Origin of the sequence: Nocardia sp. FBN12, assembly GCF_050320175.1 — a bacterium.
Classification (GTDB): domain Bacteria; phylum Actinomycetota; class Actinomycetes; order Mycobacteriales; family Mycobacteriaceae; genus Nocardia.
Genome location: NZ_CP190048.1, coordinates 4,052,440 through 4,068,909, shown reverse-complemented (window position 1 = coordinate 4,068,909; position 16,470 = coordinate 4,052,440). Strand labels below are relative to the sequence as shown.

Annotated in this window: 18 protein-coding genes; 14 read left to right on the top strand and 4 right to left on the bottom strand. The window is 67.6% G+C overall.

From position 1 onward, the window contains the following. Positions 1–115 precede the first annotated feature (115 nt). From ACQHI0_RS19375 to ACQHI0_RS19355, 5 genes are all read left to right on the top strand, one after another. Complete coding sequence (locus tag ACQHI0_RS19375; protein ID WP_427903274.1) at positions 116–1,462, top strand: TIGR03118 family protein; 1,347 nt, start codon at positions 116–118, stop codon at positions 1,460–1,462. Positions 1,463–1,707: 245 nt separating this feature from the next. Further along, positions 1,708–2,199, top strand: coding sequence for a hypothetical protein (locus ACQHI0_RS19370; RefSeq protein WP_427903273.1), 492 nt, complete (start codon positions 1,708–1,710; stop codon positions 2,197–2,199). Between the two features lie 235 nt (positions 2,200–2,434). Beyond that, positions 2,435–3,244, top strand: coding sequence for an alpha/beta fold hydrolase (locus ACQHI0_RS19365; protein ID WP_427903272.1), 810 nt, complete (start codon positions 2,435–2,437; stop codon positions 3,242–3,244). Positions 3,245–3,251: 7 nt separating this feature from the next. Further along, positions 3,252–4,124 (top strand): ABC transporter permease, encoded by an 873-nt coding sequence (locus tag ACQHI0_RS19360; RefSeq protein WP_427903271.1) that lies wholly within the window; start codon positions 3,252–3,254, stop codon positions 4,122–4,124. Continuing rightward, positions 4,121–4,933: an ABC transporter permease gene (locus ACQHI0_RS19355; protein WP_427903270.1), complete on the top strand. Its 813-nt coding sequence runs from the start codon at positions 4,121–4,123 to the stop codon at positions 4,931–4,933. Before ACQHI0_RS19360 ends, ACQHI0_RS19355 begins: the two co-directional genes overlap by 4 nt. Here ACQHI0_RS19355 and ACQHI0_RS19350 read toward each other — a convergent pair. Then, positions 4,927–5,805, bottom strand: coding sequence for a helix-turn-helix domain-containing protein (locus tag ACQHI0_RS19350; RefSeq protein WP_427903269.1), 879 nt, complete (start codon positions 5,803–5,805; stop codon positions 4,927–4,929). The genes ACQHI0_RS19355 and ACQHI0_RS19350 overlap by 7 nt on opposite strands. A 398-nt stretch (positions 5,806–6,203) precedes the next feature. Here ACQHI0_RS19350 and ACQHI0_RS19345 point away from each other — a divergent pair, with 398 nt between their 5' ends. Further along, entirely contained in the window at positions 6,204–6,563 is a 360-nt protein-coding gene (locus ACQHI0_RS19345) for a DUF4254 domain-containing protein (RefSeq protein WP_379325015.1), read from the top strand. Between the two features lie 3 nt (positions 6,564–6,566). Here ACQHI0_RS19345 and ACQHI0_RS19340 read toward each other — a convergent pair whose 3' ends face one another. After that, positions 6,567–7,289 carry a GntR family transcriptional regulator gene (locus ACQHI0_RS19340; protein WP_427903268.1) on the bottom strand — a complete coding sequence of 241 codons (723 nt, stop codon included), beginning with the start codon at positions 7,287–7,289 and terminating at the stop codon, positions 6,567–6,569. A 97-nt stretch (positions 7,290–7,386) separates the two neighbouring features. Here ACQHI0_RS19340 and ACQHI0_RS19335 point away from each other — a divergent pair, with 97 nt between their 5' ends. The 6 genes from ACQHI0_RS19335 to ACQHI0_RS19310 all read left to right on the top strand — a co-directional run bounded on the left by ACQHI0_RS19335 (position 7,387) and on the right by ACQHI0_RS19310 (position 13,278). Continuing rightward, on the top strand, positions 7,387–8,514 hold the full coding sequence (locus ACQHI0_RS19335; RefSeq protein ID WP_427903267.1) for a TIGR03364 family FAD-dependent oxidoreductase: 1,128 nt from the start codon (positions 7,387–7,389) through the stop codon (positions 8,512–8,514). A gap of 9 nt (positions 8,515–8,523) precedes the next feature. After that, complete coding sequence (locus tag ACQHI0_RS19330; RefSeq protein WP_427903266.1) at positions 8,524–9,210, top strand: phosphonatase-like hydrolase; 687 nt, start codon at positions 8,524–8,526, stop codon at positions 9,208–9,210. 91 nt (positions 9,211–9,301) lie between these two features. After that, complete coding sequence (locus ACQHI0_RS19325; protein ID WP_427903265.1) at positions 9,302–10,348, top strand: 2-aminoethylphosphonate ABC transporter substrate-binding protein; 1,047 nt, start codon at positions 9,302–9,304, stop codon at positions 10,346–10,348. A 28-nt stretch (positions 10,349–10,376) separates the two neighbouring features. Beyond that, complete coding sequence (locus tag ACQHI0_RS19320) at positions 10,377–11,579, top strand: ABC transporter ATP-binding protein (protein ID WP_427903264.1); 1,203 nt, start codon at positions 10,377–10,379, stop codon at positions 11,577–11,579. Further along, the gene (locus ACQHI0_RS19315) at positions 11,576–12,478 is read left to right on the top strand and encodes a 2-aminoethylphosphonate ABC transporter permease subunit (RefSeq protein ID WP_427903263.1); all 903 of its coding nucleotides are present in this window, start codon (positions 11,576–11,578) and stop codon (positions 12,476–12,478) included. The genes ACQHI0_RS19320 and ACQHI0_RS19315 overlap by 4 nt, the downstream gene beginning before the upstream one ends. A 2-nt stretch (positions 12,479–12,480) precedes the next feature. Next, positions 12,481–13,278: an ABC transporter permease gene (locus ACQHI0_RS19310; protein WP_427903262.1), complete on the top strand. Its 798-nt coding sequence runs from the start codon at positions 12,481–12,483 to the stop codon at positions 13,276–13,278. Positions 13,279–13,324: 46 nt separating this feature from the next. Here ACQHI0_RS19310 and ACQHI0_RS19305 read toward each other — a convergent pair whose 3' ends face one another. Continuing rightward, on the bottom strand, positions 13,325–13,660 hold the full coding sequence (locus ACQHI0_RS19305) for an SDR family NAD(P)-dependent oxidoreductase (RefSeq protein WP_427909225.1): 336 nt from the start codon (positions 13,658–13,660) through the stop codon (positions 13,325–13,327). Positions 13,661–13,692: 32 nt separating this feature from the next. Between ACQHI0_RS19305 and ACQHI0_RS19300 the strand changes: the two genes are divergently transcribed. Both ACQHI0_RS19300 and ACQHI0_RS19295 read left to right on the top strand, forming a co-directional pair. Further along, positions 13,693–14,382, top strand: coding sequence for a hypothetical protein (locus ACQHI0_RS19300; protein ID WP_427903261.1), 690 nt, complete (start codon positions 13,693–13,695; stop codon positions 14,380–14,382). Between the two features lie 133 nt (positions 14,383–14,515). Continuing rightward, positions 14,516–15,166, top strand: coding sequence for an HAD family hydrolase (locus ACQHI0_RS19295; RefSeq protein ID WP_427903260.1), 651 nt, complete (start codon positions 14,516–14,518; stop codon positions 15,164–15,166). Here the strand turns inward: ACQHI0_RS19295 and ACQHI0_RS19290 are convergent. Then, entirely contained in the window at positions 15,163–16,437 is a 1,275-nt protein-coding gene (locus tag ACQHI0_RS19290) for a helix-turn-helix transcriptional regulator (RefSeq protein ID WP_427903259.1), read from the bottom strand. The genes ACQHI0_RS19295 and ACQHI0_RS19290 overlap by 4 nt on opposite strands. Positions 16,438–16,470: the final 33 nt, after the last annotated feature.

The following is a 16,470-nucleotide window of genomic DNA, read 5'->3' as shown; positions in this document are numbered from 1 at the left end:
CCGACAGCCTAACCCCGCGGTTCCGGCGGCGGTCACGGCACACCGGCGCATCAGCCGCGATAAGGTCACCTTCGCCTGAACGCCGTCCGGCGGAGGGTCGAAAGGACAAAAGAACGTGAACGGACATGTGAGGGGCGCCCGCGGGGTGCGGTCCGGGCTGGTGCGCGGTGCGGTACTCGGCGCGGCCGTGTTGCTCGCCGCGGCGTGCTCGAACGCCGAGCCCTCGACCGACGACGTGGCCGCGCTGGACGGCAACCGCTACAGCCAGACCAACTTGGCTGCCGACAAGGACTCCTATCACGCCCAGTTCACGGTGCCGGGCATGGTCAACGCCTGGGGCCTGGCCGATCGGCCGAACGGCACGGGTGGGCACTTCTGGGTCGGTGCGGGCGGCAAGTCGTTCCAGTTCCTCGGTGACGTGCAGTCGTCCTCGGATCCCAAGCTGCAGAAGCTGACTCAGGACCAGTTCAAGCTTGTCGGCATTCCCGGCGCCGATGCCGACACCTCCGACAAGAGCATCGGCAAGACCACCGGCGTCGTGTCCAACCCGGCGCCGATCACCTCGGATCTGTTCGTGGTGCGTGACCAGTGGGTCGACGTGGACGGCATGCCGGTTCCGCTCGGCGGTTCCGCGCGCTTCATCTTCGCTACCGATTCGGGCAAGATCTCCGCCTGGACCGAGCAGGCTCCCGACGGCGTGATCGTGCGTCGCGACGGCGGCGCGAACCAGGTGTTCGACGGAACCGCGGCGGGCATGGCCTTCTTCGGCATCGCGCTTGCCCCCTCGGGTGACAAGTTGCTGGCAGCCGACTTCGGCGCAGATCCGCAGGTCCGCACCTTCGACAAGAACTGGCAGCCGGTCGCGACCACCGGCTTCGCCAACCCGTTCGCCACCGGTGAGGTGATCGACGCGTCCTCGCCGGAAAAGGGCAAGAAGGCCAAGCCCGGCGATCCGGCGCCGTTCAACATCACCACGCTCGGTAGCCGAGTGTTCGTGTCCTACGCCATGACGGCGCCCGGCAAGGCGGACCCGAAAGCCTTCGACAAGGGCGCGGAAGTCTCGCTCGACGCCGCTCAGGACAAGGCCTCGGACGGCACACCGGACCGGGGCAAGGTCGCCGAGTTCGACGGCGCGGGCAAGCTGGTGCGCATCATCGACGACGGCGGCAGGCTCAACGCGCCATGGGGTGTGGCGATCGCGCCGTCGAACTTCGGTGCTCTGTCGGGCAAGCTGCTGATCGGCAACTTCGGCGGGCTCGGCCGCGTGCTCGCCTACGACGACACCACTGGCACCTTCGTCGACTACCTGCGCGACGGTGAAGCGAAGCCGGTCGAGATCGCGGGCCTGTGGGCACTGATGTTCGGCAACGGCGAAAGCCAGGGCGACGCGAACGCCCTCTACTTCACCGCGGGTCCCGAAGACGAAAAAGACGGCCTGTTCGGCAGCCTGCGCGTGCAGTAGGAAGACCATGGGACCCGCTCCCACGCCTGGCCTGAATGCGCGGACAGGCGGGGGAGCGGACAAGGCGGCGGAGCGGACAATGCAAGTGTCCGGTGGGCAAAGTGCTTCCGCCACGTGCGCTGTGAGGGACAGTTGGTGGCGAAATGGTTGCCGGATATGTGCGATCCGCGCGGGTTCGGGGCCGTTCCGTCCGCACGCTGTGGCACCTCCACCGGGGTGTCGTGCCCGAGCCGGAGGTGTGCCAGATGAAGGTTGCGCGCGTTGACGTCGGCCGTTCGACGGGGAGCGGTGAGATGTGGCATTCGGCACGAGAGGCGATGCTGCCCGGCCGCGATGTGCTCCTGGCGGCCTTCCGTGGTTTGCCACACGATGACCACCCCCTTCTCGACGCGGCTGGTGAGCTCGCGCTGCTGCACCAGCTGCGCGAGCGCACCCCGCTGAGCGAGTCCGAGCGCATCGACCGTCGTCGCGCCCAGCTGATGCGCGCGATCGACCGCTGGGTCATCCTGGCCGCCCCCGTGCCGCCCGCCGCGGCCGACGAACACTGCGAAACCCTCGGCGGCCTGGTCGACCGCCTCGCCGAACACTGCTCTCAGACGTTCGTCGCCCTGGCAGGTGCCCCCGAATCGGTCTTCTACGACGAGTGGGTCCGCCTCGACGACCTCGCCGACAGCTACGAGCGCCTGATCGACGACCTGTGGTCAGGAGTCCGCAGCCTCCCTCTGAACACCTACTAGTGCCGGACAGGTGTTCGCGGCCTCCCTTCGATGACACCTAGGGTGGGTTCACCGCCACCTGGGTGGGTGAGATCGGGCCCCGGGGTCGCTTGGGGCCGCGGCCTTCCTGCACGACAGTGGAACTCACACCATCTGTGGTCGGGTCGGCGAAGGAGTTCTGATGCGAAGTCGGTCGGCAGCGATTGCCCCCGAAAGTATTGGGCTGCCAGGGGTTTCGTACGACGTATCATCTGTTGTGAGCACTCGCGACGATCCGGCAGGCCAGCCGTCTGCCTGCGGATGGACGGCTGACCGGCCCGACGCTTGCGCGGCGGAATCCGCCGTCGACGAGGAGCGCGCCGACTCCGCGGCGACCGATATCGTGTTGCCGATCCGCCCGCGCACCACCTACGTCGACGGCGCGCCCCTGTTCTGTCTGGCCGGTGAAGCATCGCTGGCCTGGAACTATGCGGGTCTGGTCACCCATCTCGAGCCCCGGGTCCCGATCTACGGCCTGCAGGCGAGCACCGGACCGCGCACGATCCGCGAATACGCCACCCGCTACCTCGCCGAGATCCGCCGTATCGCCCCGCGCGGCCCGTACCAGCTACTCGGTTGGTCCGCAGGCGGTTTCGTCGCCCACGAAGTCGCGGTGCGACTTCGCGCGGCAGGCGAACAGGTCCGCGTCGTCGTCCTCGCCACCGACCCGGCGGGTCCCACCCCCGCACCGCTGTCCGCCGACCGATTCGCCCCGCTGTTCGGCCTCGCGGGAACGACGGACCTCCCCGGCCGCGATCTCGACCGCATCGCCGACCTGAGCACCACAGCCGCGCGCATGGTGTCCGGCTACCGGCCCTCCTGGCTCCCCGGCGACCTCACCGTCTGCATCGCGGGCCGCAAGCCCGACGGCACCGACCGCCTCGATCCCGGTGCCACGGTGCGCAATTGGCGCCCCTACGTCGAGGGCCCGGTTACCGGCTTCGTCCTCGACGCGACCTCCGACGAACTCGCCACACCCGAACTTCTCCCCGAGATCGCCCGAATCCTCGCGACAGCCACGTCCTAGGCGCGACATGCAGACCGAGTTCCCCGCCGGCACAGCGCACATCGGCAACGATGGGGGCGTGCAGACCACCGACGAGCCCGGCATCGACCGCGCGCCGACGGCGGCGTTCACGCAGTGGTGGGTGCTCGCGCAACGGCTGATCCGCCCGGCGTGGCGCACCGGCGAGATCGTGACCGCGCTCCTTGCCCCCGCGGTGTTCACCATCGGCTTCTACGTCCCGCTCGAGCTCGTGATGACCGTCTACGGGCACGGCCTGAGCAGCTACGCCCAGTTCCTGATGCCGATGATCGTCATGCAGGCGGTCGCGTTCTGCGCCGTCACCGCCGCGTTCCGCTCCGCCACCGATGCCCGCGACGGCCTCGACCTCCGCTTCGCCACCCTGCCGATGCCGCGGTGGATCCCCTTCGCGGCCAGAATCACCGTGGCCGCCCACCGAGCGGTGATCGCGGTCGGCGCCGCGCTGGTCTGCGGCACCCTCATCGGCTTCCGGTTCAGCGGAAACTGGTGGCACACCGTGGCTTTCCTCGCGTTCGCGCTGCTGATCGCGACCGCCCTGTGCTGTGCCGCCGACCTGCTCGGCAGCATGTCCACCAGCCCCGAGGCCACCACCCAGCTCCTGGTGCTGCCCCAGTTGATCTTCGGCATGGTGTCCACCGGGTTCGCGCCCGCGAGCCAATTCCCCGGCTGGATCCAGGGTTTCGTCCGCAATCAGCCCGTCTCCCAGTTCGTCGACGGCCTGCGCGCACTGGCGGGCGACGCCACCGGCAACGCCGGCTCGGTCGACATCGCGACACTGGGTCCCGGCCTGGCCTGGGCGCTCGGCATCCTGGTGGTCTGCGGCGGCCTGGCCTGGCGACACGCCGCGCGGCGGACCGCATGACAACCGAAACGCTGCCCGCGGTCATCGACCGGCACACCGAGACGCTGCGAATGCTACTGCCGCAGACGGTGATTCAAACCAAACGGCTGCTGACCCGCTGGGGCCGCGACCCGCTGACGGTGATGCAAGCCCTGCTCTTCCCCGCGCTCCTGCTGGTGATGCTGAATGCCGTGCTGGGCAAACAGGTCTCGTCTTTCGCGGGTGCTGACGCACTGTACGGCTCGGTCCCGATGGTCTCGCTGGTCGGGGTGATGTCGGGTTCGCTGGCCGGCGCCGTCACCCTCGGTCGCGAACGCGATGGCGGACTGCTGTCCCGATTCTGGGTGCTGCCGGTCCATCGTGCCTCGGGCCTGCTCTCGAGGGTCCTCGCCGAAGGTGTGCGAATCCTGCTCTGCACCATGGTGATCTTCGCCGTCGGCATCGCCCTCGGGTTCCGCTTCACCCAGGGCCCGCTCGCCGCGATCGCGCTGTTCGGCATCCCGGTGCTGTACGGTCTCGGCTTCGCGACCATGGTCACGGCGTGCGCCGTGTATACGGCGAAACCCGCACTGGTGGAGTCTATTTCGCTCGGATCGTCGATGCTGATGTTCTTCAGCACCGGATTCGTCCCGCTCACCGCCTACCCCGGCTGGGCCCGCCCGATCGTGGAACACAACCCGCTCACCCACGCCATCGAGACGATGCGCGGACTCTCACTCGGCGGTCCCGTGCGCGACCCGCTGCTGGCCACGCTGGCCTGGTCGCTCGGCGCGATCGTGGTGTTCGCGCTACCCGCCGCGATCGGTTTCCGCCGCGCCAGCCGCTACTGAGCGGCCGCGGCCTGCGTGATCGCGTCCCTGGCCTCGGTGATCAACTTCGCCGAGTCGCGCGGGCTCAACGCCATCGCCCGCAATTGGTCGAAGATCACGCCGAACCGGCGGATCTCGGAGTGCCCCTCGACCAGGTTGTGCACCGACATGCTCTCCACGTACACGAGCTCCGGGTCGACCGGATTGCGGAAGTCGAGCAGCGTGAACGAGCCCGCCATGCCGGGGTGAGCGCCCGCGTCGAACGGGAGCACCTGCAGGATCACGTTCTTGCGCTTGGTCTCGTCGAGCAGCCGATCGAGTTGGCCAACCATCGTCGCGGGGCCGCCGACCACGCGGCGAATGGCCGCCTCGTCCATCACCACCCACAATTCGAGCGGGTCGTCCTTGGTCAGGTTGATGGCGCGATCCATGCGCGCCTGCGCCCTGCTCTCCATCACCGAGGCGTCGAGACGCGGCATCGAGGTGTCGATCACGGCGGCGGCGTACTCGAACGTCTGCAGCAGGCCGGGCACCGTCGAGGTCTGGTACTGCCTGGCCGACAATGCTTCCGCCTCGAAGTTGATGTAATTCGCGTACACCTCCGACACCGCGCCCTCGTAGGGCTGCGACATGCCGGGTTTCAGCGCGTCGGTCAGCAAGCTGAGTGCTTCCTCGCGCATTTTGTCGTCGACCTGATACAGGTCGAGCATGGCGCCGAGGGTGCGACGTTGTGGGCGCGCCTGAGCCATTTCGATCCGGTACAGCGTGGTGACGTTGATACCGGTCCGCGCGCTGACGTCTTCCTTGCTCAGCTGGGCGCTTTCGCGCAACTCGCGCAACATGGCTGCGAGCCGGCGAAGCCGGACGGTCAGGGTCGTACGCTTGCCTGCCATGAATCGCATTATTGCGCTGCAAGGCCGCTATGTCACGCGATCGGCGAAGACAGCGGCGTAGGGACAACCATGGTGTTCGGCGAGTCCGCGAGGCGCGCCGGAAGACCGTGCGGCGCTGCGCATGTGACTGTCGGTTCTGTCAGGGTGGCTTTACTGCAGGAGTGATAACGCAATCTTGCGTTTCGTCTTCTGAGCGAGCATGATCCAGTTAGCCTGGTTGCGAACAATCCGAACAGATGACCGGGATAACCGAATCGAGAGCCAATCATGTTGGTAGACAAATCTTGGGTGTCGGGTGAATTCGGGGCAGTGCGATGAGCGCGCCGGTGATGGGGATACTGCCCACCGCTCCGCAATTGTTGTGCGCATTTCAGGGGCGGCGATTTCAAGATCGCGAATTGTTGCGGTCAGCGCACGCGCTCGCTGAACTGCACGAACGGCGGGGGCAGGTGCGTGACACGGCATTGATCGCCGAGATCGATTGCCGTCGAAGTGAACTGGTCGACGACATCAACGACTGGTGTGTCCAGGAGATCCCGTTGCATCGCAACGGCGCCTCGCTGCACACCGAGAGTCTCGGTGCGGTCGTCGACCGGATGGCGCGTAGCTGGGTGGATGCCAACCAGGCCATCGACATCAACGGCGCGCGAAGCGACAACACACACAAGCACTGGTATCACCTCGCCGAGCTTGTCGACGGTTACACCGACCTGGTCACGGATGTGGCAGGCGGACGGCGCAGACTGCCCGAACAGTAAGGGCTACACCGGCTCCGGTGACAGCCTCGCCTCGAAGGCGATGCGGTCACCGCGGTAGAGCGAGCGCACCCGTTCGATGGGTGCGCCGTCGGCGTCGACACTGCGCCGGTGCAACAGCAACATCGGTAGTGCGGTAGTGCATTCGAGCAGGCCCGCCTCGCGCGGGGCGGCGAGTACGGTTTCGATGCGTTCGCGCGCACCGGCGAGTTCGACGCCGGTCGCGCGGATCGCGGCGTACAGCGAAGTGGTGGGGTCATAGGTGCCGCGCAGGGTGGCGAAGCGGTGCAGGGGTAGGTAGGTGCTCTCCAGTCCGACGCGTTCACCGTCGGCGAGCAGAACCCGCTCCAGGTGCATCACCTCGGTGCCCAGTTCCACCTCGAGGTCGGTGGCCGTCGCCGCGTCGGCGGCGACGTCTTCCCACGCGACCAGAATGCGGCCGGGCGTGCGGCCGAGACTGATCGCGCCCTCGGTATAGGAGCGCAGCGACAGCGGCTGCGTCAGCTTGGGGCGGGAGACCACCGTCCCGCGGCCCTGGCGTCGAATTCGCCCCTCCACCAGCAGTTCTCGCAGTGCCTGCCGCACGGTTTCGCGCGCGACGCCGAAGCGGGTGGCGAGGTCGCGTTCTGATGGAACCGGGTCGCCCTCGGTGAGATCGGCCAGGATCAGATCGATTTCGGTGCGAACCAGGAACACCTTCGGAACGCGGGTGGTGTGCGGCGAATCCATGGGGCCCACCATACCCGGATTGGTCTATACCAAAATTTAACTTGCTGTTCTCGCGGCCCTCACCTATCGGTCTAGACCATTTGCCACTATCGGTGGCATGCGATTGGTCATCATCGGTGGAGGGATCCTCGGCACCGCTCACGCCTGGGCGGCGGTAGCCCGTGGACACGAGGTCGTGCACCTCGAACGCGAACGCGAGGCCCGCGGCGCGACGGTCCGCAATTTCGGTTTGGTCTGGGTCTCGGGCCGGTCGGCGAACGAGCTCGAGCTGACGCTGCGTTCGCGCGAGCTGTGGGAGGAGATCGGCGGCCGGGTCGCCGGCGTCGGCTTCCGGCCCGCCGGTTCGATCACGCTGGTCCGAACCCCCGCCGAGCTCGCCGTCGCCGAGGCGGCCGCCGCCGGCGACACCGCCGAAGCCCGTGGATTCAGCCTGCTCGACCCCGACGCGGTCCGCGCGATCAACCCGGCGGTCCGCGGCAAATACCTTGCCGGCCTGCACTGTTCGACCGATGCGGCCGTGGAGTCGCGTCAGGCATTGCCCGCCCTGCGCGCTCATATGGCCGCGACCGATCGTTATACCTTCCACGAGGGCACCGAGGCTCGCTCGGTGCTCGACACCGGTTCCGGCGCGGTCGTCGTCGACGATCACGGTCGCCGCCACGAGGCCGACCTCGTCATCCACTGCCCCGGCGCCGCCCACTCCGGACTCACCCGTGAGCTGGCGGGCGAGCTGGCGGTGCGCCGTGTGCGCCTGCAGATGATGCAGACCGCTCCGCTGGGCGAACCGCTCACCACCGCGATCGCCGACGGCGACAGCTTCCGCTACTACCCGGGTTTCGCGGGCCCGCAGGTGGATTCGCTGGCTGCCGAGCAGTCCCAGACCGCCACCGCCGCCGAGCACAAGATGCAGCTGCTGTGCGTGCAGCGCCTGCACGGTGGCCTGACCATCGGCGACACCCACGAATACACCGAGCCGTTCGCCTTCGACGTCGACGAAGCGCCCTACGACCACCTCACCGAGGTGACCGAGGAACTGCTCGGCCGCAAGCTGCCGCCGATCGTGCGGCGCTGGGCGGGCGTCTACAGCCAGAGCGTCGACCCGGGCACCGTCGTCACCCGGGTGCGGGCCGATACCAACGTCTGGGTCGTCACCGGCCCCGGCGGTCGCGGTATGACGCTCGGCCCCGCCATCGGCGAACAAACCGCCGACCAGATCGGACTGTGAGGAACAACTATGCCGGACAACAAGATTCAGCTCGCCGCCCTCGACATGGCAGGCACCACCGTCGCCGACGGCGGACTGGTGCTGCGCGCCTTCGAGAGCGCTGCCACCACCGCCGGGATCGAGACCGAGGGCCCGCGCCGGGACCAGGCTCGCCGCTACGTGGTCGACACTATGGGCCAGTCCAAGATCGAGGTGTTCCGCGCGCTGCTCGACGGCGACGAGGCCGCCGCCCAGAATGCCAACCGGGCCTTCGAGATCGCCTACGACAGCCTGGTCGACGAGGCCGACATCGCGCCGATTCCCGGTGCGGTGGAAGCGATCACCGCATTGCGTGACGCCGGTGTCCGGGTCGCGCTGACCACCGGATTCAGCCGGGGCACGCAGGACAAGCTCCTCGCCGCACTGGGCTGGGCCGACCTGGTCGATCTCACCCTGGCGCCGTCGGACGCCGGTCGCGGTCGCCCCTATCCCGACATGGTGCTGGCCGCCGCGCTCCGGCTGGGCGTCGACGCCGTCGACCGCATCGCCGTGCTCGGTGACACCACCAGCGACATCGCCACCGGCCTCGCCGCCGGCGCGGGCATCGTCGCGGGCACCCTGACCGGCGCGCACACCGCCGATCAGCTGCGCGCCGCCGGCGCTACCCACGTCGTCGACTCCGTTGCCGACTTCCCGGCGCTGGTACTGGCGTACTGAAACCTGCCGTCGCGGTAGTCGCCGCGTCGTCGCCCTCCGATCCACCCGTCCCTGCGATTCCCCCGACACTGAAACGAAAGTTGCTGTAATCGTGCGTACTTCACTCACCGCGCGTCGCCTGTCCAGGGCCGCGCTGCTGCTGGCCGGCGTCACCGCCGTCGCGTTCACCGGCGCCTGCGGTGGCACCGGTACCGAATCCGTGGACGGCAAGACCGTCACCGTGTACTCCGCCGATGGCGTCGGTGGCTGGTACAAGTCCCAGTTCGACGCGTTCACCAAGGAGACCGGCATCGCGGTCAACCTGGTCGAGGCGGGCTCCGGCGAGGTCGTGAACCGGGTCGACAAGGAGCAGTCCAACCCGCAGGCCGACGTCGTGGTCACCCTGCCGCCGTTCATCCAGAAGGCCAAGCAGTCGGGTCTGCTGCAGCCAAGCGGCATCGACACCGCCGCTGTCCCGGCCGCGGCCAAGGACGCCGACGGCACCTACGTGACCATGGCGAACAACTTCCTGTGCTTCATCGCCAACCCCGCGGTCGACGCCTCGGCACTCACCTGGGAAGACCTGCTGAAGCCGGAGTACAAGGGCAAGCTGCAGTACTCCACCCCCGGCCAGGCCGGTGACGGCACCGCGGTGCTGGTGCTGCTGCAGCAGTTGCGTGGCAAGCAGGGCGCCCTCGATTACCTGACGGCGCTGCAGGCCAACAATGTCGGCCCGTCGTCCTCGACCGGCAAGCTGCAGGCCAAGGTCGACAAGGGTGAGCTGCTCATCGCCAACGGTGACGTGCAGATGAACCTGACCACGGTGAAGGAGAAGGGCTCCAAGTTCAACGTCTTCTTCCCCGCCGCCGACGGCAAGCGTTCCACCGTGGCCGTGCCGTACATGATGGGTCTGGCCAAGGGCGCCCCGCACAAGGACGACGCCACCAAGCTGATGAGCTTCCTGATGGCCCCGGCCGCGCAGGCGCAACTCGGCCCCGACGCCTTCGCCGTGTCGCCCCGCACCGATGTGCCCGCACCGGCCGATGGCGGTCCGGCCGCCGCGCTGCAGGGTGTCGAGGTGGTCGCGGTCGACTGGAACAAGGTGCTGACCGAGCTGGACGCCGATGTTGCGGCGTACCAGAAGGCAACCGGCAGCTGAATGCGGCTGTGACACAAGGAGTTCGATGATGTCCGACGGTGACCTCCAGATGAAATCCGCCACTTCGGTCGCGGCAACCAACGAACCCGCGATCGTGTTCGATCGGGTCGGGGTCAGTTATGGCAGGGGCCGCAAGGCCGCCGTCGCGCTGGCCGATTTCACCCTGCGCGTCGCCGTCGGCGAGACTGTCGCGCTCCTCGGTCCGAGTGGGTCGGGCAAGTCGACCGCGCTCAAGGCCCTGGCCGGTTTCGTCCGGCCCACCTCGGGTTCGGTCCGGCTCGCGGGCCGCGACGTCACCGATCTCTCGCCCGCCAAGCGCGGGATCGGTGTCGTCGTGCAGTCCTACGCGTTGTTCCCGCACATGAACGTGCACAGCAATGTGGCGTTCGGCTTGAAATCGCATCGGGTGCCCCGTGCGGAGATCTCCGTGCGGGTCGCCGAGGCGCTCGACATGGTCGGCATGGGTGGTTACGCGCAGCGGCTCCCGCGTGAGTTGTCCGGTGGGCAGCAGCAGCGGGTGGCGATCGCCCGTGCGCTGGCCATCAAACCCACCGTGCTGCTACTCGACGAACCCCTCGCCGCGCTCGACGCGCAACTGCGCCATTCGATGCTCGGTGAGTTGCAGGCGCTGCGAAAAGCGCTGCCCGACACAGCGATGCTGTACGTCACCCACGATCAGGCCGAGGCGCTGGCGCTGGCCGACCGGATCGCGGTGATGCGTGACTCCCGCCTCGTCGACATCGACACCGCCGAAAACCTGTGGCAGCGTCCACCCACCGACTTCACCGCCGGTTTCCTCGGGGGCGCGAACCTGGTGCCCTGCGTCGTCAACCACGTCACCGGCACCGCAGCTCTGGTCACCGCGGGCACCAACACCCTGCGCGTGCAAGCGCCGCAACCCGGGGTGGGACTCGCGGATTGGGCGCCCGACGACGACGCCCTGCTGTGCATCCGCCCGCACACGATCATCGTCGGCAAACCCGGCGAGCGGGACGCCTTGCGCGCCACCGTGTCGACCTCGGTATGGCGTGGCGCCACGACCAGGGTCGAGCTGGCCGTCGACGGTCTACCCGGCGTGCTCGCGGCCGACGTGTCGGGGCATTTCACGACCGAAGTCGGTGCCGTCGTCGGGGTGAAGCTCCCGGACCCGGCGGGTGTGCTCATTCCTCGCTCGATCGGCGCGACCTATGCCGCGGCAGGCGCTTCTACTCCTTCGGAGGACGCGTCATGACGACGGCACCTTCGGTACTCGATCCGCCGGACGTGTCGCCGCCGCCGAAAGATCCAGCACCCCGTCGGTCGTGGTTGCCGATTCTCTGGACCTTGCCGCCCGTGCTGGTGGTGCTCGGCGTCGCCGGCTATCCGATTCTGCGGGTGCTGACGGAGTCCACACAGACTCCGACCGGCCGCGGCACCGAGGTGTGGTCCTCGGTGCTCGGGTCGGAGGCGTTCCGGGAAGCGTTGTGGCGCACCGTGTCCATCGCCGTCTGCGCCACCGCCGGGTGCTTGGTCCTCGGCACGTTCCTGGCGATCGTGCTGGCCTTCGTGCCGTTCCCCGGATCAGGTCTGGTCGGCAGGCTCATCGATACGATCCTGACGCTGCCCTCGTTCCTGATCACCCTCGCCTTCACCTTCCTCTACGGGACAGCGGGCGCGGTGAACGCCCTGATCGCTGAATTGACCGGCGCGACAACACCGGTCATCGACTTCTTGACCACTCCGCTCGGCGTGATCCTGGCCGAGATCACCTACTTCACCCCCTTCGTGGTGCGCCCGGTGCTGGCCGCGTTCGCGCAGATGCCGCGTGAACAGCTCGACGTGGCAGCGAGTCTCGGCGCCTCGCCGTGGCGGGTGCTGCGCCAGGTGGTGTTGCCCGAGGCGTGGCCCGCGCTCGCGGCGGGCGGCTCCCTGGTACTGCTGCTCACGCTCAACGAGTTCGGCATCGTGTTGTTCACCGGCGCCAAGGGGGTCATCACCCTACCCGCGCTGATCTACACCCGCGGCATCGTCACCTTCGACCTGCCCGGCGCGGCGGTGCTGGCCTCGGTCCAGGTGCTGCTCTCCCTGAGTCTCTATCTCGTCTACCGGTTCGTCTTCGCCCGGTTCATCGCCCGCCCGAAGGGGGACTGATCGTGCTCGTCTGGACTCCGCGCGGAAAAGCACTGGTACTCGGCGTGTTCGCGCTGGTGGTCACGGTGGTCTTCGTCGCCCCGATCGCCACCGTGATCGCCGCCGCCCTGGCAGGCAGCTGGACCGGTCCGCTGCCGTCGGATCTCGGCTTCACCAATATCGGCACCGTCCTCAGCGGTGAGCAGGCCGCGAGCCTGTCGGTGAGCCTGCAAACCGCGCTGCTCGCCGGCGCGATCTCCCTCGTCCTCGGCACCTGGGCAGCTCTGGCCTCGCGGGAAGCGCCCTCCTGGTTGCGCCGCCTGACCGACGCCGTTTTCCACCTCCCGGTCGCTGTCCCCTCGGTAGCGGTCGGCCTCGGCGTTCTCATCGCCTTCAACGAACGCCCGCTCTTGCTCGGCGGCACCAAATGGATCGTCATCCTCGCCCACGCCGTTCTGGTCCTGGCCTACGCCTTCAGCGCGGTCTCCGCCGCTCTCGACCGCCTCGACCCGGCCTACCGCCAAGCCGCCGAATCCCTGGGCGCGGGGCCGGTCCGAGTCCTCTGCCAGATCACCCTGCCCCTGCTGTTGCCCGCCCTCGGCGCCGCCGCGGGCCTGGCCGTTGCCCTCTCCATGGGCGAGCTCGGCGCGACCATCATGGTCTACCCGGCGACCTGGAAGACGTTGCCCGTCAGCATCTTCGCCCAGACCGACCGTGGTGAAGTCTTCGACGCGGCCGCCGGAACCACGGTCCTCGTGGTCGTCACGCTGGTGGTCCTGGTCGTCCTCGGACGCGTGCGAGGACGCGCGGCTCTGCGCTGAGGTCGGTCGGGTCGCGCCGGGCATTCACAGCACGCGGCGCCGGTGATTACAGGAGCGCCGATGCGTCGACTGCGGTGAGCCCACCGTCGACGCGGAGGTCGTGCCCGTTGATGAAGGTGGCGTCGGCCGAGGCCAAGAAGGCGACGGCAGCGGCAACGTCGTCGGCGGTGCCGACGCGGCCCGCGGGGGAAAGACCCGCGACGCTTCGCTGGGCGGTTTCGGAGAGTTCGGCGCGGAAGGCCGGGGTGTCGATGTAACCAGGGCTGACCGAGTTCACCCGGATTCGCCGTGGCGCCAATTCCGCTGCGAGAGTGCGGGTCAGGTTGTGCACCGCGGCCTTGCTCGCGGAGTACAGGGCGGCTCCGGGGACGCCACGGTGCAGGCCGAACGAAGCATTGATGACGATCGAGGATCGTGGCCGAACTCGCCAGACAGATCAGCGATGTGGCCCGCGGCTGGACCGCTGCCACCACCCCAGCTGGGCACGACCGGCTGCTCGGCACCGACCCCGAACTCGTTGCCGAACTTGCTATTTGGCGTGCTGGGCAGCACATCCCAGAGTCTGACCACCGGCCGACCGGACCCAACCGCTACACCGCCGTCGAACGCGCACATCAACAACAGTTGCACCGCCGCATTCTCGAACTCGACGGCAACACCGGCCTTCCTCAGCACCGATGGGCTGCCACTGTCGACCGCATCGACCCCCGCATCAGCGCCGACCCCACATGGCCGATCATCGCCACCAACATCGACGCCGCTGCCCGCGTCGGCCTCGACATAGAAACCCAGCTCACCGATGCCGTTGTGGCCCGCCCATTACCCGACGAAATGCCCGCCGCCGCACTCTGGGCACGTCTGGAAATCGCCGACACCGACCTCAACGGTCCCGAGCCCGATCAGTACAGCGCGACGGAACCCTTGCCCTCCGATGCAGTCGGACCGGGCGACGAAGCAGACCCGATCGGATCGGTCATCGCCAGCGCAATCGATGCAGCGACACCTAGCGGCTGCACCGAATCCACCTGTGAGGTCAACGGCATCGAGGAGTTCGACCCCTACGGCCACCAGGAGCGCGACGTCGGCCACGGAATCGACTGGTAGTCGGTCGTCACTCCTGCACCGTCGGCCACGGCGACAGCGGGCGCACCGAGGGAACAACCTGTTTGTATTGCGCTCACTAGACTGACCCGGGCAAGGTTGGCACCGCACCGTAGGGCGGTCGAATAGGAGTTGCGTGGTGATCCGGGCTGTTGTGTTCGATGTCGGCGAGACCCTTGTGGACGAGACTCGGGAGTACGGCACCTGGGCGGACTGGTTGGGCGTACCCCGCCATACCTTCGTCTCCGTGTTCGGTGCAGTGATCGCCCAAGGGCTGGACTATCGAGAGACGTTCCAGGTGTTCCAGCCCGGATTCGATCTCGATCAACAGCGCCAAGCTCGCGCAGATGCAGGCAAACCAGAGTGGTTCGGCGAGGAAGACCTCTACCCGGATGTGCGTCCAGCTCTGTCGGCGCTGCGCGAGATGGGTGTCTGGGTGGGCATCGTCGGAAACCAGACCATACGCGCTGGCGGCCTGCTGCGCGGGCTCGATCTGCCGACCGACTTCATCGCGACCTCCGATGACTGGGGCGTGGCAAAGCCCGATGTCGCGTTCTTCGACAAGGTTGTCGAGGTCGCCGGATGCCCGGCAGAACAGATCATCTACGTCGGTGACCGCATCGACAACGACATCACCCCGGCCACCAAGGTCGGGATGCGAACCGCCTATATCCAGCGCGGACCATGGGGATGGATCCACAAGGACCGGCAGGACGTCAAGGAGCTCTCGGACTGGCGAATCCTCAGCCTGTCCGAACTCCCCGACATCGTGAACGCTGAGCGCTAGCCAGAGAGCGAGTTGACGGTTGTATGCCAGTCGTACAACCGCTCATCCAACGCCCGCACCTCGGGTAGCGAGTCCCACTTGCGCAGGTCCTGCCGAACCACCTTGATCCGATCCAAAGTCGTTGCGTACCAGTGCTCGCCGATTCCGTCCAGCGCATCCTCGAGGAAGCCACACGCTTGCTCTGGCAGCTTCTGCAACACACACGCAGCCGCAGCATCGGCAAGGTAAACCGATCGTTGTTTCACCGACTCCGCGGGAAGGTCGTCGAGGACTTGCCGCAGGGTCGCCAGGGCCTCCCGGCCGTCTCCCGCGGAAATCAAAGTGTTGGCTTTGAAGCCCGCGAGCCGCGTCGGGGAGAACCAATCCAGCCACTGCGGCGACGGCTGTTCCTGCGGATCATGCAGGGCATAGGACTGTTCGGCGTGCCGGATGAGGCTCAGTGCCTGTCGGGTATTGCCGAACCGCGTCTCGACTTCGGCCTCGACAGCATCGAGCCATGCCGTCAGTTCGTGGTTTCCGTTGCCCCGCCGCGCGAATGCTCGGGCCGCTCGAACGCGCTCTCTCGCTTCCTCGGCCCTTTTCGCTTCGCCGGAGAATGCGGGAACGAAGGCCATGTGCGCGAGGACGGCGCAGCCGAGTAGGGCGTCTGCTGCTTCGTGGGCTGCCTGTAGCGCGAGGACGAAACTGGTCTGGGCTTCGTCGGGTTGCTGAAGATCGAAGAACTCGAGACGGCCTGCCAGCAGGGCTGATTCAGCGACTGCTCGTGCCAAGGGGACGGTGGCCCGTACGTCGATCTGCGGGATGAGATCGGACCCCATCCGAGCGTGATATGAAACGGACCGGTGCAGTTGCTTCGCCGGCAGCGACCAGTACATGCCGCGATGGGCAACCGTGATCGCCACGTAGTTCTTCGCGACCGCTGCTGGCAGTTCCGCTCCACCCATCGTGCGCCGGTATCGGCCGGGCTTCTGAATCACATTGGTGCCCAACGCTTCTCTGGAACCTCGACCTTCCGAGCCGTTCGGCCAGGGAGGTGCGAACCCGAGTTCGGTAATAGGGCGTTTGAACAGCGCTTCCAGGGCGGCTGCATGCTCTGGATGCGGCCACGGCGGATCGGTCGACTCCCAACGCCTTACGGTGCGGGCTGCTACCTCGATGCGGAGTCCGATCGCGCGCGCGGCGTCGGTCAGCGCATCAGCCAAGGCCGCCTGAGATCGATATCCCAGCGCCTGACGGGCCGCGCGAAGAGCCGCATTCCCATTGTTTGCCATGCAAGCGAGAGTAGTCCGCTATCTGGACATTTG

What these genes read in the sequence shown, in the direction of transcription:
- ACQHI0_RS19330 (WP_427903266.1), top strand. Translation starts at nt 8,524, where the DNA reads ATGCCGGACAACAAGATTCAGCTCGCCGCCCTCGACATGGCAGGCACC.
- ACQHI0_RS19315 (WP_427903263.1), top strand. Translation starts at nt 11,576, where the DNA reads ATGACGACGGCACCTTCGGTACTCGATCCGCCGGACGTGTCGCCGCCG.
- ACQHI0_RS19335 (WP_427903267.1), top strand. Translation starts at nt 7,387, where the DNA reads ATGCGATTGGTCATCATCGGTGGAGGGATCCTCGGCACCGCTCACGCC.
- ACQHI0_RS19360 (WP_427903271.1), top strand. Translation starts at nt 3,252, where the DNA reads ATGCAGACCGAGTTCCCCGCCGGCACAGCGCACATCGGCAACGATGGG.
- ACQHI0_RS19355 (WP_427903270.1), top strand. Translation starts at nt 4,121, where the DNA reads ATGACAACCGAAACGCTGCCCGCGGTCATCGACCGGCACACCGAGACG.
- ACQHI0_RS19340 (WP_427903268.1), bottom strand. Translation starts at nt 7,289, where the DNA reads ATGGATTCGCCGCACACCACCCGCGTTCCGAAGGTGTTCCTGGTTCGC.
- ACQHI0_RS19350 (WP_427903269.1), bottom strand. Translation starts at nt 5,805, where the DNA reads ATGGCAGGCAAGCGTACGACCCTGACCGTCCGGCTTCGCCGGCTCGCA.
- ACQHI0_RS19290 (WP_427903259.1), bottom strand. Translation starts at nt 16,437, where the DNA reads ATGGCAAACAATGGGAATGCGGCTCTTCGCGCGGCCCGTCAGGCGCTG.
- ACQHI0_RS19320 (WP_427903264.1), top strand. Translation starts at nt 10,377, where the DNA reads ATGTCCGACGGTGACCTCCAGATGAAATCCGCCACTTCGGTCGCGGCA.
- ACQHI0_RS19370 (WP_427903273.1), top strand. Translation starts at nt 1,708, where the DNA reads ATGAAGGTTGCGCGCGTTGACGTCGGCCGTTCGACGGGGAGCGGTGAG.